This window comes from Flammeovirgaceae bacterium SG7u.111 (assembly GCA_034044135.1).
Classification (GTDB): domain Bacteria; phylum Bacteroidota; class Bacteroidia; order Cytophagales; family Flammeovirgaceae.
Genome location: CP139021.1, coordinates 4,695,769 through 4,717,948 on the forward strand (window position 1 = coordinate 4,695,769; position 22,180 = coordinate 4,717,948).

A 22,180-nucleotide genomic window follows, 5' to 3' on the forward strand; every position below is an offset into this window, starting at 1 on the left:
GCCCTTCTCAATGAAAAAACGGTCACTTCAACTATATTTTTATTGGCTAAGTAAGAGCACTTTTCCAAATAGGTCTATTTCAACAGTATAAGTACCAGCTGCCCCAACTACCTCAAAATTACTGTCTGGATCGGCTTTATCGCCTAACACATCGCTGCTCCCTTCTGTAAAATGGCTATAGCCATATTGAGGATCTACCCAGTCATTCGTACCGAAAAACCTGAAAGTGTTCCCAACTTCTAAAGTTAAGCTTCCGGTAAACTTGCCCCCGTTTACCCAAGTTAGACCTTCAAAAGCCCAGCTGGTATTATCTCCGGCCACAAACAAAGTAGGTGCAGTTGCCGACTCGGCCGCAATGGTCTTATTTTCCAAATCGACAGTGATTTTATAAATTCCTGTCGCACCATTGAAAAGGAAGTTTGAATCACCGTCACCCTTATCCCCAAGGTCACCCGTTACGCCCCCAGTGAAGTAACTGTACCCGTATTGGGTTGCGCTCCACTCTGCTTCATCAAACAACCTCCACATATTCCCATTGGTAAAATTGCCAATCACTTCAAACACGCCGTCTCCCTTATTTTCTAGTTGCAAAGCCGATGCAAGATCCCAACCCTGGTCATCACCTATAATGAATAAACTGCTTCCATCTGGCTCAGGCTCCGGTTCTATAATTTCCCCCACTTCCATCGTAATCGTTTTTTCAGTCAACGACACAGTGATTTCGTACGTCCCAGATGCCCCTCCAAAGGAAAAGTTAGCATCGCCTCCACCATCGCTGGTCAAGTCCGAAGGGACAGTGCCATCTGCAAAGTAATCGAAGTTGTATTGGGTAGCGCCCCAGTCTGGCAATTCGAAGAATCTCCAAATACCTCCGTTTGCAAAAGTAGTAGTGCCTTTGAATGTATTAGGCCCAACTGCGGTCAAGGAAAAAGCATTTGCCAAATCCCAACCCTGATCAGAACCTATAATGTACAAAGTAGGAGGAGGAGAAAGGGTAATCGTTTTTGTATTTACATTGATATAAATAGCATAGCTACCGTCCGTTCCTGTATACCTAAAGTTAGCATCGTCATCACCTGCATTTTCAAATTCGGCAGGGATAGCTCCTCCAGCAAAATCATCCGCATTTATTTGCGGAGCATCCCACGATGGAGTCTCGAAAAACCGAAATGTTTCACCGTTCACAAACGCCCCAACTCCTTCGTATTCACCAGGTCCTGTGCTTACCAATTCTACGGCTTTCGCCAAATCCCAGCCTATAGCCCCTCCTATCATATAGATTGGGGGGAAAACCACGGAATAAGGAGTAATAGTTGTGCTAATGACACCCGAATAAACAGGTTTCACATTATCGTTTATTTGAGATACAACCCTGAACTCTACTTCCACAGGCTGCTCAGGTGCAGCACCAAGTGCCAAAAGAGCCTTGTTGATCTCACCTATTGCTGTGGTCAGGGTTAATTCTTGCGTAGTGCCCAACTCTTGCACAGTAGAAAAACTAGCTCCCGCTAATGCAACTTGAACTTTGTAGGTTACCGAAGCGGAAAACCCAAAATCACTTGGACTCCATTTGAATGGTTCGAAGGCGCTTTCTGCATTTTCGAACAAAAATGTATAAGAATCTGAAGCAAGGGCATCTAAATTATTCGCCTCTACCGATGATTTGAGCGTTGCCTTCTCCACCAGATCTTCTTGGCAAGAACCAAGAAAAACCGAGTAGGCAATGAGTAAGTATATATATAAGAGCTTTTTCATATTTCTTAATATTCAGGGTTTTGGATAAGATTAGGGTTTGCCGAAATTTGTGCAGCAGGTACTGGGAAAAGGTTTCTATGAGAAGAAGTAGCTACACCTTCAGCTACTTTCCCTTTCCAGGGCCACTGGTAGCTTCCATTGGTAAACTGCCCAAAGCGGATCAAATCCGTTCTTCTATGTCCTTCCCAAAACAACTCTCTTGCACGCTCATCCAAAATAAAATCAAGCGTCAACTCTCCATCTGCGATATTTCCTGAAGCATCGCCATAAGCTCTTTCCCTCAGTTCATTCACATAGCCAAGTGCCAAGGCTCTTGAACCTCCAGTTCCACCTCTTAGCACCGCTTCGGCATACATAAGGTAAGCATCGGCCAAGCGGAACATCGGCCAGTCGGTATCTACCTGAACATTGTGCTGTGAATCGGAAGGAGTTCCATCCAATTTCCTGTTTCTGAACTTTGTAATGGCATAACCGTCGGTAAAAAGCCCGATATCGTTGATTTCCAAAGACTGTCCATCCGTCCAGAATAAGGCACGTTTGTCATTGTCCATATCAAACTTATTGACCAAAGCAGAAGTAGTCCTCAGCCCAGCCCAAGCATCAGCAGTGCCAAACATACCCTGAGCATCCATAGAGCCACCTATTTGAGAATGCACCAAGTACACCATCCCGCCAAATGTTTGTGTATTTACACCGTCGTAGGTAATAGGTAAAATCATTTCTGGGCTAGTATGGTTATCTGCCACAAAAGTGTGCAAATACTGAGTAGAAATAGAATAAGGACCATTGATCACTTTGTCCAACACTGCAATAGCCTCATCGTACATGGCAACTCCTTTATACACTTCCGCATTCAAGTACAGCTTGCCAAGCAACATCCAAACCGCACCTTTATCTGCTCTCCCGTATTCAAAACCTGCATCGCCAACCAATGGCTCAATGGCTTGCAGTTCCCCAACTACGTAATCAAACAGATCACCTCGTGTAATTCTATCGGGAAAAAATGCGCCTGGCAGGTCCTCTTCAGTAACGAAGGGCATCGTACCAAACAAATCAATTCCATGGGAATACGCTAATGCCCTTAAAAACCTAGCTTCTGCATTAAACGTTTGTATATCGGCATCTTCGCTACCCGCCGTTAGGCGAATGAACTCATTGGAAAGTGCCACGGTGTACATAATTCGAGAATGCATGGCAGCTACAAACACATCCGTTGGTGTCCATGTATGCCAGTGAAAATCTTTGATAGTGGCATCGTTCCAAGACAAAACCGCTTCATCGGTAGTCAATTCCTGATGGTTCCAATACTGGCGCAAATAATTACCAAAGCCTTCGTCAATCCCTTCAATATCTGCCTGACCTGCTGGACCCTGCTGGCCGCTTAGGGCAAACGTTGCATAAAGCTTGGCCAAGCCTTCTTTATAATCTTCGGTGGTTTTATAGACATTTTCCGAACTTACCACATTAGGGTCTATTGGCACTACATCTAGATCGCCCACACACGCACTTACCAAAAGTGCAGTAGCAACAACCATTGCTGTTTTTATGATTATTCTTTTCATTTCTTTATGTCTTTAAGCTTAGAAATTAAGATTGACTCCAAAGAGGATAGTCCTTGGTCTTGGGTAGATGTTATTATCTATGCCTCCTTCTACTTCTGGGTCAATTCCTTTGTAGTCTGTGATAATAAAAGCATTTTGAACAGTAAGGCTCAACCTTGCGTCAATATCACTTGTCCACAAGTCCTCAAAACTGTAGCCTACACTTATATTATCCATTTTGAAGAACGATGCATCTTGCACGTAGTAGTCTGACCAGTATTGAGGGTTTACAAAACCCAAGTCAGCCGCTTCGGTGCGAATATTTGAGAAGTAACCAGTTGCATCGTATAAACCTGAGTAGGTATTATTAGACAATCCATTGTTATACACATAATTATTCAAGCTTATGCGACCTGAAAAAGAGAAGTCGAGTTGTTTGTATGCTAACCTCGAATTGATACCTATCAAATAATCCGCATTGGGGTTTCTATTGTGATATTTATTGAATTCATTACTTATCACTTCCCCACCTTCTCCAGAGCGATCCACATACAAACCTTCTACTGGTTGCCCGCTCTCATCATATACTTGTTGGAATGTATAAAAAGAATTGGGCGCATTCCCTACTGTATGAATTTGGATATTATTACCAACACCACCTGAAATACCGCCAACATTTACACCCGGATCAGAAGGGTCATCCGTTTTATTAAGCTTGGTGATCTCTCGGTTGTTGTAAGAAAGGTTAGCCGAAATAGACCATGAAATATCATTTGTAGTGATTGGTCTAGCTGTCAATGAAACCTCATATCCTTTTATTTCCATCGTACCTACATTTGTAATGAGGTAATTGCCAAAGTTGCTGCCATCGGCTATTGGAATCCTGTTGAGCACATCTTGTGTTTCACGCTGGTAAACATCGATACTACCAATCAACTTATCTTCTAAGAAACCAAAGTCAATACCTGCATTGATAGTCGTTGTTTCTTCCCACTTCAGGTTGGCGTCGTAAGCCGAAGGGCGAAGTGTATTGATAAACGAATCTCCAAATTGGTAAGAAGCGCCGCCTATACTCCTTTGGTACTTGGCCAAAGCAGGATAGTAAGGGTCCGATAAATCGGGAGAAAGACCTTGCTGCCCTGTGATACCGTATCCTAACCTAAGTTTCATGTTAGAAACCACTTCAGATTCGGACAAAAAACCTTCTTCGTTTATTTTCCAAGCAAAGGCTAACGCTGGGAAAGTACCCCATTGATTATCGCCTGTAAACCTAGAAGAACCATCCCTTCTCACGGTTGCCGTTGCAATGTATTTATCGTTGAGTGTGTAGATAGCACGACCAAAGAAGGACACCAAAAAGTTTTCTGACTTAAACTGAGAATCCTCTACTATTTGGTTTTCATCGCCATTACGGTCAAAAGCAGTACCTCCTCTTTCAAAATGCTGCCAAGAATATCCACCTGTTACATCTAGTTTACTCGTACCAAATGTTTTGTTGTAATTCAGGTAAAAATCGAGCAGTTCAGAGCTGGTTTCATTAGTATAATCCCTCAACCTTCCATTGTCTCCTGTATAATCGCGGTATGTCCATGTAGAACCTGGCAATGCGTTGTCAAAGCCATCTGTGTCGGTTTTATCCATACCTAAATTGAGGTTTGCCCTTAGCTCTGGTAAGAAGGGAAGCTTGTAGTCTAGCTGAACATTTCCAATAAGCCTGCTTACATCAGATTGATTATCTCTTAGCGCAAGCGAGGCAACGGGATTGCTCACAAATGTATTGGCAGGACCTTCTAGATCCATACTACCGTCGGGAAGTGTAGTGGTGGTATAGGCAAAATAACCACCATACTTTGAGTTCCCATTATACACTGGTTGGGTAGGATCAAAATTAACCGCTTGGCCAACAGCTCCCTCATCCCCAAAGTTGGAGTGGGCAAATGTTCCCTTAGCGTTCAGGTTGACCTTTAAGTTATCATTCAAAAACGTTGGGCTTAGGTTCAAAGACAGAGAATGCCTTTTTGCCGAAGTTGTTTTCAAAATACCTTGCTCGTCGGTATACCCATAAGATGCCCTAAAAGGGATACCTTTTACCATACCATTGGCGCTCAAGTTATGGTTGTGAGAGATGGCATCTCTAAATATCTCTTTTTGCCAGTCCGTATTTTCCTCCCCCAATCGGGCCATCACCGTTTCATCAATCCCTGAAAAACCTGACTCGTTAAGGTCATTGATCAGGGTACGGTACTCGTCTCCGCTTAGTACGTCCACATACTTGATAGGAGAACTTACCGAAACCTGACTGTTGAGATTGAGCTTTAGCTTGCCTTCTTTTCCCTTTTTGGTGGTAATAATAATTACACCGTTCGAAGCCCTAGAGCCATAGATAGCTGCTGCTGAGGCATCTTTCAAAATGGTGAACGATTCTATATCGTTGGGATTGAGCGTATTGAGTGGATTGGATAATCCACTTACGTTGCCATCGTCCAGAGGGAAGCCATCTATTACGATGAGAGGATCATTTGTAGCACCTCCTAGAGAAGAGCCACCCCTGATACGGATAGTAGAGGCACTGCCAGGTGCACCACCTGCGCTTGTTACTGTTACGCCGGCTACTCGCCCGGTCAATAAATCTTGAGGGGAAGTAGTGACCCCTTGGTTGAATTCTTTGGTACCAATAGTGGCTACCGCTCCGGTGAGGTCGTCTTTTTGTACTTCACCGTACCCAATTACTACTACTTCTTGCAATGCAGTAATATCCAAATCGAGCACGATATCTAAACTACTCCTGCCAGAAACACTTACTTCTTGGGTTACAAAACCCACAAAAGAAAATACCAAAGTTGCATCATCTGCTACCGTGAGCGTGTACTCGCCCTCTATGTTTGTGACAGTCCCTTTGTTCGTTCCTTTTTCAAGGATACTTACACCGGGAAGAGAGCTTCCGTCTTCTGCTGTAGTTACTTTTCCTGATATGGTTACTTGTCCATAAATAATTGTGGAAGTAAACATGAGCAAACAAATCAATTGTAATCGTCTTCTCATTTTCGTACGCTTATGTTGATGTTAATTTTACCTTTCAAAGGTAATTTTGAGCGAGATCATCAAGCGCAACGAATCTTACAGAAAGTATGAATTTTAGCACATTGGGCTAGCGAAAAACAGATTTCAAGCTAAAAAATCGAGTTTTACTAAAAAAACATTCAACCTTAAAAGCAAGCTCCTTTTTTTATTTCGTTCAAAAACATCCTAAAAAACACAAGCACTATCCTTTCGGTTCGGTTCAAAAAAAAACGTTATTCCTGAGCTTATTCCCAAGCAGTATTTATTTTAATGGCCTCCAATGATCTACCCTATTCTTAGCTGAGTATATTTGTTATTCCAACAACATTACTTTAGTACATAGGCTTTACAAACGGGTAAACTGAACCCAGCTAACTTTTGTCTAAGTCATATAAAGATGAATTTTCTCTATTATTTATATTACACCCTATCTTCCATTAACCGCCCTTTCGAAACTACGTTGAAAGGGCTGGGGCTACTCTCATGGCTTCTTGTAGCCCTAAGCCATAGCAGTAAAGCCGAAGACTTGTTTTTTTCCACATTATCAATGAAAGATGGGCTTCCTTCCAATATTATGGCGGGAATTGCCCAAGATAAGCATGGGTTCCTCTGGGTAGCTACAGGTGGTGGGTTGGCAAGATACGATGGCTATGACTTCGATGTTTTCAAGAAAGATATATCCCAAAATTCATTACCCTCCAACGAGCTCACTGCAATAGTGGCACAGGGAGGTTATGTTTGGGTAGGGAGCTGGGGTGGGTTGTGCAAAGTCAACACCGAAACTTTTGAAGTCACCCGCATAAAACTAGATAGCTCTGAAGTGGTACGGACGCTCCATTTGGGAAAGAATAATATCCTTTGGGTAGGAACTGGAAATGGACTGGTTCGCTATGAACTGGACTCTCAAACGCAGACACTTTTTGACAAACACAATAGCGCACTGAGCCATAATATGGTCCGAAGCCTTTACGAAGACGATAAAGGAATACTCTGGGTGGGTACTTACAATGGGTTGAACAGGCTAGACCCAAATACAAAAAAGATTCGCAGCATTGAACTGGACAAACCAAGCATTCCTGAAAACAACTTGATACTGGACATTAAGCCTTTTTCTACCCAAGCAGATTCTTTAATTTGGATAGGTACCGAAACAGGCATTCACCTTCTTAATACACATACATTTGTAATAGAAAAATTAAGCAAGGAAGAAATTAAATTTAGCAACGAGGTTATTAAATGTGTTTATACCGATGCGGAAGAAAAGCTATGGCTTGGAACTGATTTCGGTCTCAATATAGTAGACACAAAAAAGAATAGCCTCAATGTCCATTTCCATAACCCAAAGAAACCCTATTCAATTACCAGCAATGTTATTTGGCAAATTTTTGAAGATGCTGGCGGCATCATCTGGTTTGCCACTTCCAATGGACTGGCTCGGGTAAACAAGCACAGTAATTTCTATTCTTTCCAAGAAGTCTCGCACAGTTTTGACCAATTGGTTATTGGGAATCAGGTAAAGTCAATTTTGATTGATTCTGAAGGCAATTACTGGTTGGCCACCCAATACGGTGTGGAACTTATAAATAAGCGTACTGGAAAAAAAACGACATTTAGCACGGACTCCCCTAGCCCTCGGAAAATCTTGCTCAACAATGTTTATGCCCTAGAAGAGGATATTTACGGACGGATATGGATAGGTACAGCAGGGGGAATAAACGTTTGGGATAAAAACACCAATACGATGACCAGCATAACGGCATCGGACAAAAATGGGCTTACGTCCAACTATGTAGGAAATTTTTCCCAACAACCCGACGGTACACTTTGGGTAAGCTATTGGCATGGTGGAGTCTTCAAAATAGATGGAGACTTCCAAACCCTTGAGAACATCCGTTTTATACCTGTAAAAAACTTAAGTACTGGCTCTGAAAAGCATATTTTTGGAAGAGGGTATTTATGGTATAATGAAAATGACAAACTACTAAAAGTTGACCCTTCTACCCTCAAGGCAACATCGGTAACGGCATTTGATGAAGTTGCTGCAAACAAAACAATTTACAGTATTTATTTTTCCAATAAAGGAGATTTATGGGCAACCACAAGCAACGGTTTCATCCAGTATTCCCCAAAATACGGCAGAGCAGAATTTTACCCAATAAACACAGGGGTTGAAATTATCCTCACTAGTTTGATAGAAGATGACAATGGGAATATATGGGGTTCGTCAAACACCTCATTACTAAAAATATCTCCCAACAATTATCATATTGATATTTACCCGCTCGATAAGAACCTCCCTATCAACAACTTTTATTATGGGTGCGCTGCTATTGACAAAAAGGGAGAATTGATTTTTGGAGGTGACAATGGATTTATCGTTTTTGACCCAAAAAACGTTGTGCCCAACCGTTACAAACCTCCGGTTTATATTACCAGCTTAGAAGTCAACAACAAAAAATTATTTGTAAGCGAGGAAAACAATCTCCTTATTAAAGACATTCCCTTCACGTCGTCTATAGAGCTAGAATACCAAGAAAGATCTGTTTCTTTCGAATTCTCTTCCTTGTTTTTCTGGCAACCAGAAACAAATTTTTACGCCTACAAGCTCGAAGGATTTGACGAAGATTGGAAATATGTATCGGGGGCAAAAAATATTGCAAGCTACTCAAAATTGCCCGTAGGAAACTACATATTCAAAGTAAAAGGATCTAATAACTTTGGGGACCTGAATGGAAACGAAGCTTCGCTGAGCCTTACCGTCTCCCCACCGTTTTTCCTCAGCAAATTCTTCATTGCTGCTTATATTATCCTTGCCGTTCTAGCAATTTATTATGCACTTCGCATCTATTCGCAACGGGTACACCTCAAAAATGAGCTAAAAATCACACTTCTCGAAAATGAGCATGCCAAGGAAATTGAAAAAACGAAGGAGCATTTTTTTACAAATATTTCGCATGAACTGAGAACACCAATTAGCCTGATATTGCCGCCCATCCATGAAATACAAAAAGGTGGAGATCTGAACGAGAAAAACGAAAACCTGATCTCCCTTGCGGAAAAAAATTCAAGAAGACTCTTGAAGCTAGTGAACCAAATCTTGGATTTCAACAAAATAGAAACCGATACTCTTCAACTCAATGTATCACAAGTCGAAATGGTGTCGTTTTGCCAAGAAGTAGTTTCCCTATTTACCGACAAGGCTAAGAGGCACGATATTGAGCTTACTTTCAGCAATAAAATCCCTGAGCAAACTACATGGGTAGATGCCGAAAAAATAGAAACTGTTCTTTTCAACCTTTTATCCAACGCATTCAAATTCACCCCAAACGGAGGCAAAGTGGAACTAACAATCGACATAGATGAAGCAAGCCAAGAGCTAAAAGAAGGGGCAATTGTATTTAAAATAAGCGATACTGGAATTGGTATTTCTCCCGAAGAACAAACGAAGATTTTTGAGCGGTTTTACCAAACGAAAGATGGAAAAAAAATGGGATCGAGCAGTGGGATTGGGCTTACCCTCGCCGCTGAATATGTAGAGCTCCACCATGGCAGCATAAAAGTAGAAAGCGAAGTAGACCAAGGGACAACGTTCACCGCCCTCTTGCCACTGGGCACAAAACATTTGCCTATGGAGACCATAGACTCGAATGAAAACATTAACCTGCTGGCAAAAAAATCGGTACATGGCAGGAAAGGTGGCTCTACCCAATTTCAATTCGACCTAGAATCTGACAAGCCTTTGGTCTTGCTCATTGAAGACAACAATGATATTGTAGAATTCATCAGAAATAGCCTAAGCCACAAATATAATTTTATTTCGGCTGAAAACGGCGAGGAAGGCTTAGTAAAAGCCAATAGTTTTTTACCCCAAGTGATAGTCAGCGATATTATGATGCCCATTATGGACGGGCTTACTTTCTGTGGAAAAGTGAAGGAAAACCCCAAAACAAGCCATGTAGGCATTATTTTGCTCACGGCAAAAAGCCTCACCTCCCAAAGGGTAGAGGGAATTAGAAAAGGGGCAGATGCCTATATTACCAAACCTTTTGAAATTGACCTACTTGAAGCCTATATAGACCATCTTATCCACCGAACAGAAGAACTAACCAACTACTTCAATAATGAGCTGATCCGCTTGCCCTCAGACCCTGACGCTATGAACAATGAGGACACCAAATTTGTAAAACAGGTGATGGATATAATAGAAGCCAACATCTCCAATTCGAACCTATCCGTGGAAATGATCAGCAATGAGATGGCAATGAGCTCCACTCATTTGTACCGAAAACTAAAAGCGACTACCGATCATTCTGCAAACGAAATTATCAAAAAATATAGATTGAAAAAAGCTTCTATCCTCCTACAAAATAAAGAAGGGAATATTACCGATATTATGTACGATGTAGGCTTCTCTAGCCTTTCTTACTTTTCAAAATGCTTTAAAGCAGAATATGGTCTTCCCCCCAAAAAGTACCAAGAAAATATGGGGAAGAAAACTGTTTTTTAATCACCCTGCCAAGGAAGTTTTGCTTACTTTGTTGAGCCTGAACTGCCTATACCAAAGGTTAAGAGCCACACCTAAAATTGAAAGCATCATACCGATATAAGCTACCCAACCATAGGTTTCTTCAAAAAAGATATAGCCAAAGCTGAGGGCAAAAACGATACTTGTATAACGGATGATCACCACTTTGGACAGGGCTTCTATTTGCAGCGATTTGGTCATGAGGTACTGGGCTATTTGCGTGAGCAAGCCTATACCAAGCAACAAAAGCCAATCCCAACCCATAGGAGTTTTCCACTCAAAAAAGAGGCAGTACAGACCTGTAAGAGGTAGGGTAATGAGCGGGAAATAAAAAATAATTACAAGAGGATGTTCCGAAGTTTTGAGCTTTCTAATGAAATTATGCGCCAACCCTGAGGAAAATGACGCTATCAAACCAAATAAAATATAAATCCATTTTACCCTTGGGTCAAAGCCTTCTACCAAGAAAATCCCTACAAATGCCAATAGGAAAAATACCCATTGGAGTTTGTACACCTTCTCTTTTACAATAAAGACTCCCAGCAAAGTGGCGAAAACAGGGGCAATAAACCCGAGCATAACGGCACTTGCCAAAGGAATGGCTTGCAACGTGATAAAGTAAAGAATGAGCGCGATAGCACCTGCCACTCCTCTCAAGATCAAATACTTTTTATTATTCCCCCAAATAGAGACCTTTTGCACTTTGAGCATCGTAACACTCATAACCAAGGATATAAGAGAACGGAAAAACACTACCTCTACGGCAGGAATGTGTTGGGCAAGCTTTACCAGCAACCCCATGCAGCTAAAGAAAAACACTGCCCCAAACATATACCAAACACCTTTTGTAAATATCACCTTTTCAGTTTTTTGTTCATCAAACCTGTAGAGAATAAATACTTTCCCCCACAATGTAAGCTCTTACAACAAGGGTGCGGTAATTTCAGTTTGCCCAAAACCAAAAAAATGCCCCGCCAAAAGACGGGGCAAATGTTAATTGTAGCTTTAGTTTATTTTGGTTCTTTACACTCCTTAGAGCGAATGTGTTTGTATGTTATTTCGCCAACTTAAAGTTGATTGGCAATACAATTCTTTGCTTAACAGCTCTACCACGTTGCTTACCTGGAGACCATTTCTTCGCTTTCTCGAAAATCCTAACAGCTTCTTCGTCACAGCCACCGCCTATACCTCTAATCACATTCACATCAGTAAGCGAGCCATCGGTATCAACCACAAACTGCACATATACTTTCCCTTCTACACCCATTCTTTTCGCTTGTGCAGGATATTTGATATTTTTACCAACCCACTGTAAGAATTTAGTAACACCACCTTTTGGAGTTGCACCCTCTTCTACTATTTCGAAGATCTGGTCAGCAGTTTCCTCTTCTTCGGGCTCCTCTTCTACCATTACCTCTACTTCCTGGATGATGGTTTCTTCATCAGCTTCCATGTCGAGGTTAACCTCTATCTCCTGCTCAATTTCTTCTTCGTCAGGCACCTCTACAATTTCAGGAGCTTGAACTTTTGGTGGTGGAGGTGGTTTTTGCTCAGTTGGAGGTACTTCCATCATTTCCTCAGCAATGTCGTCTAGTTGACCAAGGTCTACCAGCTCAGCTTCATCATAATCTGGAAATTCAAATGCCGCAAGAACCAAAGCAAGACTGAAAATCATACCTGCGTTTCTGATAAGCGGGCGGTACTTATTAATGTCTGCCGATGGCACTTTCTTGATTAGCGGGTCAGAATAATCTATACTTTCTATATCCTTTGCCCCATTAATTTTCAACAGATAGCGCAGAAGAAAGATCATTCCGATTACCCCGAACACAAAAATACCTACTACACCTAGCAGACCGATTGAGTGGAGAAATTCTACCATTTTAAAAATAGTTTAGTTGTAAAAAAAATTTTGTCGTATAGTTTTAATTCGCTTTTTCACGTCCAAAAAAACGCTTTAGAGAACATTTTCGATAGTGTAATGCAGCTTTAGAAAAAAGATACAAGGCAGACAAAAAATAATTTCAAAAAAATAGTAAAACCGCCTTTTTGGCATCTTGAAGGGAGTTCTTTTTAAAAAAATCACGACTACAAAAAATGATCGGGATTAAAATCTCGCCTAGCTAACCAAAGCCTCTTCAAAGGAAGCCTACAAACAGCGAAAAACACATGACATACATCATGTCAATTTGAAACTTTTGTAATGTTTTATCCGTAGTCGTTTTTAAGCTATTGGTAGAATTTTTATACAAGCCTATTTTTCTGCATGACTGTTTACCTTATTTTTATTAGCTTTATAAAATCAACACATCGTACTCGACCAATTTTCTATCTTCTCAACTCCCTCTTTTGAGGTCATTCTTAGTTTAACTTTAAACAAAGGCTAATCATTCGTCACTTAATGTATCAAGCAAAGATGAAATCTATCGGCACGATCATATTCTTGTTGTTTACGACCAGTATGTACGGCCAATCAGTTTACCTTCAAAGGTCTGCTGTGGGCATGGCAGGCTTTTCTGGCAAAACTACCTCAAGCCAGCAGCGCCTTTACATACAACAAAGTATAGGTCAAAAAGGAGTGATTGGAACAGCCATGCTTGGTAAAAAGGCAATTTTTCAAGGTTTTTTACAACCTTTCAGTCCAAGAGCTACTTCTTTATCAGCCGGAACGCCCAATTCATCCCTAATAGTTTACCCCAACCCATTTGAAGGAACACTCACGGTCGAAACCACATTTGATACCTCTTCAGCAGCCGTGATAAAAGTCTATAACATACTTGGAAACATAATTTACACACATAACTATGCCCATAACGGACCCCTAGATTTAGAATTAAACCATCTGCCTGCAGGGCAGTACATCCTCCACCTACACAGTAATTCCAGTCTTTTTATTCATAAAATACAAAAGAAGTAGATGTTAAAAATTTCTCTTACCATTCTTTTTTCATTGATTGTTTTCACAGCTACTGCCCAAGAGTTTTTTATGGGCATGGGCAACACCACATCTTCTTTTGACTATAAAAATTCAAAAGGAGAAAAGCTGGAAAACCTTCGCCCAAACAACGATTTGTACATGGAGGCAGGCTATAAACTCCATATCTTCACCGAAAACCTAAACATCGTCCCTACCCTATCTTATATTCAATATGGAGCTTCAGGAACTGAGCAAAACTATTCCCTTGACTGGGAAATGGCTTACTTGGGGACAAATATTGGATTGGAGTATAATCTCTTTTATATCAGTGATTTCTTCAATCAAATGAATGGATTTGTAAAAGATAGAGAGGGCCTTATCCTCTACCTGAAAGCTTCCTTTTCTGGAGAATTCATGCTGAGTGGAACACAACGGATCAACAACGACACCTATGACCTTGCAGGAGTGGAACAATTTGATAAACCCTTCTTTTTTGGAAGAGGTGGCGGTGGTTTGAACTACTCTTTTTCTGAAGACATTTCCATTTATGGGCAGTATATGTTTGGAAAAAGCTTCCCTATAATTGCCAGCAACTCCAACGATCAGGAAGAACTCAGCATTCTTACCCATCAGTTTAGCTTCGGCATCCTCATTGGCATCAATCACAAATAAGTAAGCATTCTTTTACCCAATATCTGTAAAACGCATACCTATGAAAAAGCTACTATTTCTTCTTTTACTAGCACCATTTTCGACTTCCGTTTTTGCCCAATCGCAAGGCATAAGCTACCAGGCGTTTATTGCCAGCGCAAATGAACTAGAGATACCAGGAATCGATATCGACGGACCGGCTGTGCAAAATGCGCCCATTTCATTGAGGTTTACCATCATAAGTGAAACAGGCACTATTGAATACCAAGAAATACAAAACACATCTACAGATGAATATGGGATGATCAATGTGATTATTGCTGAAGGAGAAATTACTGCTGAAAGCCCTGGAAATTTTACGAATATCGACTGGAACGGATTACCAAAAAATTTGAAAGTAGAAATCAGTTTGGAAGAAAATGGGAATATCTTTGAACAATTTAGCGAGCAAGCCTTGTACTTCGTCCCCTATGCCTTTCACCGCAACATTACTGCTACGGGCACTCTCATAGTAGATGGTGCCTCTACGCTCAATAGTTCCTTAAATGTAAAAGGGGCTACCACACTAAACAACACGCTAAACGTAACAAACGAAAGCACGAGCAACCTATCAGGGATACTCAATGTGGATGGAGCTTCAAACCTGAATGAACTAAATGTTAGCAAAGAGACCAACCTAAACGGCCAGGTAACCATCTCTACTTCCCTAACTGGAGGCGAAACCTCGTATGGAGCTTACCCCCTACGGGTGGAAGGCAGCAACCAAGGGGTAGCAATTAAGGTAAATGGAACTAGAAACTCAGGCAAAAACTTCTTGACATTTATGGATGCAGCTGGCGTACAAGGTCGAATAGAAGGACAGACTCTCAGTGAGCTACACAATAGTTTTCGTTATATTTGGGACATTACCTTGCAGGGCATTGACGTAGCAGCTGCTGTAGCAGAAGCTGCTGCTGCTGCCGCACAATTTCCTTCAGGTCCTGCCGAAGCAGCCGCAGTTTCTGCCTACGCAGGCTTACAAACTGCACATTATACCGAATGGATAATAGACCAAGAAACTTCCATAGGTATAGCTTTTGAAAGTGGTGGAGCAGATTATGCTGAGTTTTTGGAGAAAAATGATCCTTCCGAAACCTTCCTACCGGGAGAAGTGGTGGGCGTAATTGGTGGAAAAATTTCTAAAAATACAGCAGATGCAGATCATCTTATGGTTATTTCCACCAACCCGATAGTCGTGGGAAATTTACCCAAACAAAAAGAGGAAACTAAGTACGAAAAAGTTGCATTTATAGGGCAAGTCCCAGTGCGAGTAGCAGGAAAAGTAGCTGTTGGAGATTACATCTTACCCTCCCAAAACAATGATGGAATTGGGGTTGCTGTATCTCCTTCGGAAATGACAGTTGAGGATTACAACAAAATAATTGGCATTGCTTGGTCCGAATCTCAAAACGCTTTCACCAGCCTCGTTAATGTAGCCGTGGGGATCAATACCAACGACTTGGCCGCAGTAGTTGCCAAGCAAGAAAAACAACTCCAAGCCATGCAGCAGCAAATTGATCAAATAATGGCGATGCTTGCAGGAGACACACTTGAAACCCCTCAAGTTATTTCCAAAACAACAACTCAATCCATCTCTACAACCGATACTTCCAGCACACTTTCAATCTCCAAACAATTAGCAGAGTCGCATGCTAATGGAAAGACTTTTTCAGCTATTTCAGATCAAGAATTTGAAAAATGGCTAACCGACTATGGGTATATTTTTGAAGAAACCATGGCTGATCTGAATTCTTTTTTTGCAAGTAAAAATGTGGATGTGAGCAACTATCCAGAAGTGAAGTCGATCATTGAAAATCCGACCGAAGCACTCAGGAATATGCGAAGCGGGAAATACATGCCTACGCTCTGGCAATCATTGGAAAAAAGACATTTGCAACATTTGAGGGATTGATGATCCTCAACTTCTTTTACACTAGTTACAATCTTTTCTTTAATGGACTTCACCAAGCCTCTAAAAGATTACTGGGGAAAGCAAACATTTTTCTTAATTTTGGGCGAGAGAAACGAGAAGAGCAGACTGTGAAAGTAAGGCAAGCGAATTTTGTCTGATCTTTTACTTCCAATGTCTTTCTACAATCATATCCTATCAATAAAAAAACTTTAAAGTTATGCCAGGAACCGAATTGTTTGGTGCGGAAGAAAAAAAAGAAGTAATGGACGTGCTGGAAACCGGCATTTTGTTCAGATATAACCACGACGAGCCTCGCCAAGGCATTTGGAAAGCCAAAGAGCTAGAGGAAGAAGTGAAGAAATTTACCGGTGCGAAATATGCCCATGCCGTTACCAGCGGTTCTACGGCAGTTGCCTGCGTGATGGCAGCGGCAGGCCTTGGCTTCGGCGATGAGGTGGTAGTTACACCATTTACTTATATAGCCACGGTAGAGGCGGTAATGTACGCCGGTGCGCTTCCTATTTTTGCCGAAGTAGACGAAAATCTTTGCATCACAGCTGAAGGAATAGAAAAAGCTATTACGCCTAATACTAAAGCGGTAATGCTGGTACACATGTGCGGTGCTGCGGCTGATATGGACGCAATCCAAGTGGTTTGCGACAAGCATAATTTGATTTTGGTTGAAGATGCAGGTCAAGCACTTGGCGCTTTTTACAAAGGAAAATCAGTTGGCCTTTTTGGTGTAGCTGGTGCATTTTCTTTCGATTTCTTCAAAATCACCACAGCTGGTGAAGGCGGCGTATTCATCACCGATAGCGAAGAAGCTTACAACATAGCTCAACAATTCTCTGACCACGGGCACGACCACATTGGCGATAACCGAGGAATGGAGCAACACCCAATCGTTGGTTTCAACTACCGACTTAGCGAGTTGCATGCAGCCGTTGGTTTGGCTCAAATGAGAAAAGTGGAATACATCCGCGAGCAAAGCAGAAAAAACAAGGCTTATATAAAAGAACAGTTGGCAACGGTAGATGGCGTTACTTTCCGCCCTATGCCCGATGCTGAAGGAGATTCTGGAACGTTCCTTAACTTCTTTTTGCCCGATACAGAAACAGCGCAAAAAGTGATGGCGCAGTTTAAAGAAGACGGCGTTGGCGGATGCAACTATTGGTACACAAACATGTACCACTTCATCAACCAGTGGGATCACTTGAGAAACTTGAAGACTCCGTACAAACTCCCTATCCACCACCTAGGCGCACCTCAAGATTACAACAACCTTGACTTGCCTAAATCTCAAGAAGTAGTTGGCAGATTGATTTCTTTAGGTATCCGTTGCACATGGACGGAAGCCGAAATGGAAGAGTTGGCTGGCAAAATGGTGAAGTCGATAAAAGCTGTTCTTTAGAAAGAAGATAACATTCCAAATCGTAGAGAGAAGGCATGCCTTCTCTCTACTACTATTTGACATTAGATTTACCTTATTACATCATGCACAAGATTTTAAAAAACGTAGATAAAGTTGTTTACGGTAGAGGCAGCTTTAACCAACTGGACGATATTTTAGCACCTATAAGGGCTGAAAATGATAATTTCATGGTCTTTGTAGTGGACAAATATTTTGAAGGCAAGCCTCTTGCCGATCGTGTTCCTGCCAAACCTGAAGACGTTGTTTTATTTGTAGATGTTGACGAACACGAGCCAACTACGGTACAAGTGGATACTATTCGCGATACAGTAAAAAGCGAGAAAGGCGTTCCTTCGGGCCTCATCGGAATAGGTGGAGGTAGCATTATGGACATTGCCAAAGCTGCTTCGCTTATGTTTACCAACGATGGTTCTTCTTCGCTTTACCAAGGTTTGAACTTGGTGAAAAATCCGGGAATCTACCATGCTGGCGTGCCTACCCTCTCGGGAACTGGTGCCGAGTGCTCAACTACTGCGGTAGTGACTGGTCCTGAAAAAAAATTGGGCTTGAAATGCGAATGGACTCCTTTCAACCAAATAGTGTTAGATCCGGAATTGATCTACAATGCCCCAAGAAACCAGTGGTTTTACACAGGCATGGATACGTACATCCACTGTATAGAATCGGAAACGGGTACATTCAAAAATGCCTTTAGCTCGGCGTATGCACAAGCATCGCTGGAACTTTGCCGCGACGTGTTTTTGAGACCTGGCGGTGGGCAAAGCCCCGAAGGCGATGACAAACTGATGGTCGCTTCGCTGATGGGCGGATTGAGCTTAACTTACTCTGAAGTAGGCGCTTGCCATGCACTTTCTTACGGTTTATCTTTTGTATTTGGCTACCGTCACGGCATTGCCAACTGCATCGCTTTCGATAAGTTGGAAGATTTTTATGGTGACGGAGTAAAAGAGTTTAGGGAAATGGTAGCCCACAACCAAGTGGAAATACCTCAGAACCTAGCAAAAACTTGGACGGATGAGCAAATCACCCAAATGGCTGAAGTTTCTTACAAACTTGGGCACATGTGGACGCATGCAATAGGTCCTGATTGGGAGGAGAAACTTACTTTGAAAGATATAGAAGCGCTGTTCAGAAGACTGTAATAGAGGTTAGAGGACAGAAGTTAGAGATCAAAAAATACCCCATGCCAAGACATGGGGTATTTTTTTGATCTATTCTATTTTTGATTCTTAGGAGCCTTTCAACTCTTCTCCAATTTCCCCTAAAACTCGAGCGTCAAAAGGCCAAGGCTTATTTTAGTAACTTTTGCCTACACCTTTTTAGAAACCTATAACCTTCAAGGACAAAAGGTCCCTATCCTAAAACAATCTTTCGATACAGGAAAAACAAACTCTCACTCTTCAGTTTACGGAAATATCTTCAGGAATCTATTCCTTAACCATAGAAGGAAAATGCAAGAAATTTTTAGTGAAGTAAATATTTGAAGGTAGAGGATTGAAGAGTCTACTATAGGACTGATGATAATTGCCACCATTTGAATTAGCGAACAATTTATCTTAGAGAATAGACATATTCGAAAAATAGGCAAAGAAAATAAAGGAACAACTTGAATTCTGGCTCCTTAAATACTATAATCATAGAAAGACAATGAATTACCTACCCTAATTCTAAAAGTTACGGATAACCAACTGATATTAAACATTACGGAACGTTTTATTAGGTTGAATGGCATACTGGCTACAATTCAATTTCTATAAAAAATCAAACTGGCACTAAATTGACGCTTTTCTACAATTAAAAGAGCAGGAAATTATCTTAGCCCCCAATAAGGTTGGAGTGTTCTTTTAGACTTCAAAACAATAGATTTGAACCATGAAATACAAGAAATGGACACTAGAAGAGAAGCTGGAGATTCTAAGGCTATCGGAAGAAATAGGCATCTTAGAAGCCTGCCGCCAGCGGAAAGTAAGCACGGGCACTTTCTATAGCTGGAAGAAGAAATTCGAACACCAAGGTGAAGCGGGGCTAAAAGCGAACTACCAGGTCAAGGGCAAGGAACTCAAACAGGCAGAAGAGGAAAACAGGCTTCTCCGCAAGTTGCTCGCCGACAGGGAGATAGAACTGGAGGTACAACGGGAGCTCTTAAAAAAAAAGTTTGGGACGTGCGATCCAAGAAAGATTTAGTGGACAGCTTTTACGGGCGCTATAAGACAAGCAAGGCCAAGCTCGTCAAATGGGCGGGCCTGGCAGAAAGCAGTTATATTACCACAAGCCTAGCGGGGGCAGGAAAGGGAACAGGCCCTCTGTGGAGACTTATCACCAAACAAAGGGATATGTAGGGGAACAGGAGGTCTTGGGGTCTATCAAAGCCATTTTGGGACATGAATTTATAGACTGTGGCTATCGCCTGATGGCCTCTTACCTACAAAAAGGGGGCTATCGCATCAACCATAAGAAAGTATACAGGATCATGAAACAGGCAGGGCTCTTAAAAACCGCGGACAGGATAGACAGGGGCGGCGCCGGCCGCAAGTTTGTGGAGTTCAGGAAGGTAAAGACCTCTAGGCCCATGGAATGCCTGGAAATGGATATCAAGATGGTATGGATACCTGCCATGGGGAAAAACGCCTATCTGTTGTCGCTCATAGATGTACATACCCGCAGGATATTGGGGGGCATGTTCTCCTTCAGTATCAAGCAAGAGCAGGTCATCGGCTTCTTGTCGGCGGTGTTGGAGGAATATGAATGTCCTGGCAACGTGGTCATCAGGAGCGATAACGGAAGCCAGTTTATAGCTACACGGGTGCGGGAATACTTGGGCTTGGTAGGCGTGGGACAGGAGTTCACCCATGTGGCCACCCCAGAAGAAAATGCCCATATAGAAGCCTATCATGGCATATTGAGACAAGATGTTTTTGATAGGGTAGAGTATACGGCCTTTGGGGAAATAGAGCAGGTCTTGAAGAGGTATGTGCATTTCTACAACCACGACAGGCTGCATGGGCTGTTGGGAAAGGTGACACCTATCGAGAAATGGGAAGCCTGTGAACACTTGATATTGCCCAGAAAAAAAACCGCTTGAATTTTTAACCCGATTCTAAAAGGTTACTCTTGTTTTATAGGGGTTAAAACAATAAAGCGGTTGAGGGGGCGTCTCTCGTTTGTTGCAACAAGAGTTTCCAGAGCTGAATAAACGTTATTGGGGCAGGCATTTTTTGGCAGTGGTGGGGTACGGGGCATCGAGTACGGGCAATGATGTGTCCCCCATTTTTAAACAGAATCGGTTTTTTAATAAGGTCTTAATTGATTAAATAATTCATGGAAGGTATTGGCGGTTCAATAGATGGATGCTCCCTTTCATGATTGTAATAATAGAAATAATTCTTGAGACCTTCAGCCAGTTGAGTCCCATTCGCAAAATCATGCAGGAATACATACTCATATTTCACAATCCTCCATAGCCTTTCTATGAAGGCATTATCGGTAGCCCTGCCTTTTCCGTCCATACTCAACTTGGTCTTGCCCACCTCAAGGACCGCTGAGGCGAATACGTCCGAAGTATATTGGCTTCCTTGGTCGGTATTGACAATCTCAGGCTTTCCCCAGCTACTGCATGCCCTTTCAAATACTTCCGCACACCATCCAGCCGTCATTGTATTGCTCAGCGACCAGTCCAGTACGAAACGGGTAGCCACATCAATCCATGCGGCCAGATATAGATACCCCCCTGACAGCCCGATGTATGTGATGTCCGTCTGCCAGGCTTGATTGGTCCTTTCTATCTCCATGCCTCTAAGCAGGTAGGGACAAACCTTGTTCCCCGGTGCCGGCTTTGAAGTATGGGACCCGGAAAGTATTGAGCTGAGTCCCATGACCTCGTAGTATAAGCGGCTGACTTTCTTGAGGTTGGCATTGATGCCATGTACCCTCTTCAGCCAAGTGCGCATCCTGCGTGGCCCTTTGTCTGGGCGGACCAGATAGTGCTCACCCATCAGGCGCATGATCCTAAGATTCATGCCGCTTTCTGGGACAGGCTGGTAATAAAGCCTCCCCCTATTTATCCCGAGCAGCTGGCACTGCCTGACCAGACTCAAATTCTCCGAACGGCTGATACCCCGCAATTTTGCCTCTTGGCACATCAGTCGAGCGTTTTTTTTAGAAACTCATTCTCTACCTGTAGCTTGCCGATAATCCGCAGCAAATCGTCTTGGGCTTTCTCGTTTTCCTTTGAAACTTTGTGCCTACTGTTTCCATGCTCAAATAGCACATCGCTCTGCTCAAGCAGAATCTCCTTCCATTTCTTTATCTGGGAGGGGGCACCTTGAACTTCTGTGCAATCTGGGGAATT

Annotated in this window: 13 protein-coding genes and 2 pseudogenes; 9 read left to right on the plus strand and 6 right to left on the minus strand. The window is 42.2% G+C overall.

The annotated features are described in order from the left end of the window. Nucleotides 1-39: 39 nt before the first annotated feature. The 3 genes from R9C00_18420 to R9C00_18430 are packed head-to-tail and all read right to left on the minus strand — an operon-like array spanning nt 40 to nt 6,338. Nucleotides 40-1,755 (minus strand): SusE domain-containing protein, encoded by a 1,716-nt coding sequence (locus tag R9C00_18420; GenBank protein WPO33680.1) that lies wholly within the window; start codon nt 1,753-1,755, stop codon nt 40-42. A 5-nt stretch (nt 1,756-1,760) separates the two neighbouring features. After that, a complete protein-coding gene (locus R9C00_18425; protein ID WPO33681.1) occupies nt 1,761-3,317 on the minus strand; it encodes a RagB/SusD family nutrient uptake outer membrane protein in 1,557 nt (518 codons plus the stop codon). 18 nt (nt 3,318-3,335) lie between these two features. Next, complete coding sequence (locus R9C00_18430; protein WPO33682.1) at nt 3,336-6,338, minus strand: SusC/RagA family TonB-linked outer membrane protein; 3,003 nt, start codon at nt 6,336-6,338, stop codon at nt 3,336-3,338. A gap of 415 nt (nt 6,339-6,753) precedes the next feature. On the opposite strand from R9C00_18430, the gene R9C00_18435 reads away from it, so the two are divergent. Further along, entirely contained in the window at nt 6,754-10,863 is a 4,110-nt protein-coding gene (locus R9C00_18435; protein ID WPO33683.1) for a two-component regulator propeller domain-containing protein, read from the plus strand. Here R9C00_18435 and R9C00_18440 read toward each other — a convergent pair whose 3' ends face one another. Both R9C00_18440 and R9C00_18445 read right to left on the minus strand, forming a co-directional pair. Further along, the gene (locus R9C00_18440) at nt 10,864-11,739 is read right to left on the minus strand and encodes a DMT family transporter (protein ID WPO33684.1); all 876 of its coding nucleotides are present in this window, start codon (nt 11,737-11,739) and stop codon (nt 10,864-10,866) included. 196 nt (nt 11,740-11,935) lie between these two features. Continuing rightward, complete coding sequence (locus tag R9C00_18445) at nt 11,936-12,763, minus strand: energy transducer TonB (GenBank protein WPO33685.1); 828 nt, start codon at nt 12,761-12,763, stop codon at nt 11,936-11,938. 534 nt (nt 12,764-13,297) lie between these two features. Here R9C00_18445 and R9C00_18450 point away from each other — a divergent pair. The 8 genes and pseudogenes from R9C00_18450 to R9C00_18485 all read left to right on the plus strand — a co-directional run bounded on the left by R9C00_18450 (nt 13,298) and on the right by R9C00_18485 (nt 21,083). Continuing rightward, a complete protein-coding gene (locus R9C00_18450) occupies nt 13,298-13,798 on the plus strand; it encodes a T9SS type A sorting domain-containing protein (GenBank protein ID WPO33686.1) in 501 nt (166 codons plus the stop codon). Then, nucleotides 13,799-14,470 (plus strand): hypothetical protein, encoded by a 672-nt coding sequence (locus R9C00_18455; protein WPO33687.1) that lies wholly within the window; start codon nt 13,799-13,801, stop codon nt 14,468-14,470. It abuts the gene before it with no gap. A gap of 40 nt (nt 14,471-14,510) precedes the next feature. Then, nucleotides 14,511-16,400, plus strand: a complete 1,890-nt coding sequence (locus R9C00_18460) for a hypothetical protein (protein WPO33688.1) — start codon at nt 14,511-14,513, stop codon at nt 16,398-16,400. A gap of 217 nt (nt 16,401-16,617) precedes the next feature. Next, entirely contained in the window at nt 16,618-17,811 is a 1,194-nt protein-coding gene (locus tag R9C00_18465; GenBank protein WPO33689.1) for a DegT/DnrJ/EryC1/StrS family aminotransferase, read from the plus strand. 83 nt (nt 17,812-17,894) lie between these two features. Beyond that, nucleotides 17,895-18,974, plus strand: coding sequence for an iron-containing alcohol dehydrogenase family protein (locus tag R9C00_18470; GenBank protein WPO33690.1), 1,080 nt, complete (start codon nt 17,895-17,897; stop codon nt 18,972-18,974). Nucleotides 18,975-19,704: 730 nt separating this feature from the next. Further along, nucleotides 19,705-20,016: a transposase gene (locus R9C00_18475; GenBank protein ID WPO33691.1), complete on the plus strand. Its 312-nt coding sequence runs from the start codon at nt 19,705-19,707 to the stop codon at nt 20,014-20,016. Nucleotides 20,017-20,065: 49 nt separating this feature from the next. Next, complete coding sequence (locus R9C00_18480) at nt 20,066-20,914, plus strand: IS3 family transposase (GenBank protein ID WPO33692.1); 849 nt, start codon at nt 20,066-20,068, stop codon at nt 20,912-20,914. 73 nt (nt 20,915-20,987) lie between these two features. Beyond that, a pseudogene (locus R9C00_18485) lies at nt 20,988-21,083 on the plus strand (IS200/IS605 family transposase). Nucleotides 21,084-21,131: 48 nt separating this feature from the next. Here R9C00_18485 and R9C00_18490 read toward each other — a convergent pair. Then, a pseudogene (locus R9C00_18490) lies at nt 21,132-21,977 on the minus strand (IS3 family transposase). Nucleotides 21,978-22,180 lie beyond the last annotated feature (203 nt).

Bases quoted from the DNA above. Each gene is read 5' to 3' on its own strand.
- R9C00_18470 (WPO33690.1), top strand. From the start codon at position 17,895: ATGCACAAGATTTTAAAAAACGTAGATAAAGTTGTTTACGGTAGAGGC.
- R9C00_18455 (WPO33687.1), top strand. From the start codon at position 13,799: ATGTTAAAAATTTCTCTTACCATTCTTTTTTCATTGATTGTTTTCACA.
- R9C00_18450 (WPO33686.1), top strand. From the start codon at position 13,298: ATGAAATCTATCGGCACGATCATATTCTTGTTGTTTACGACCAGTATG.
- R9C00_18435 (WPO33683.1), top strand. From the start codon at position 6,754: ATGAATTTTCTCTATTATTTATATTACACCCTATCTTCCATTAACCGC.
- R9C00_18430 (WPO33682.1), bottom strand. From the start codon at position 6,338: ATGAGAAGACGATTACAATTGATTTGTTTGCTCATGTTTACTTCCACA.
- R9C00_18465 (WPO33689.1), top strand. From the start codon at position 16,618: ATGCCAGGAACCGAATTGTTTGGTGCGGAAGAAAAAAAAGAAGTAATG.
- R9C00_18480 (WPO33692.1), top strand. From the start codon at position 20,066: ATGGGCGGGCCTGGCAGAAAGCAGTTATATTACCACAAGCCTAGCGGG.
- R9C00_18445 (WPO33685.1), bottom strand. From the start codon at position 12,763: ATGGTAGAATTTCTCCACTCAATCGGTCTGCTAGGTGTAGTAGGTATT.
- R9C00_18425 (WPO33681.1), bottom strand. From the start codon at position 3,317: ATGAAAAGAATAATCATAAAAACAGCAATGGTTGTTGCTACTGCACTT.
- R9C00_18420 (WPO33680.1), bottom strand. From the start codon at position 1,755: ATGAAAAAGCTCTTATATATATACTTACTCATTGCCTACTCGGTTTTT.
- R9C00_18475 (WPO33691.1), top strand. From the start codon at position 19,705: ATGAAATACAAGAAATGGACACTAGAAGAGAAGCTGGAGATTCTAAGG.
- R9C00_18460 (WPO33688.1), top strand. From the start codon at position 14,511: ATGAAAAAGCTACTATTTCTTCTTTTACTAGCACCATTTTCGACTTCC.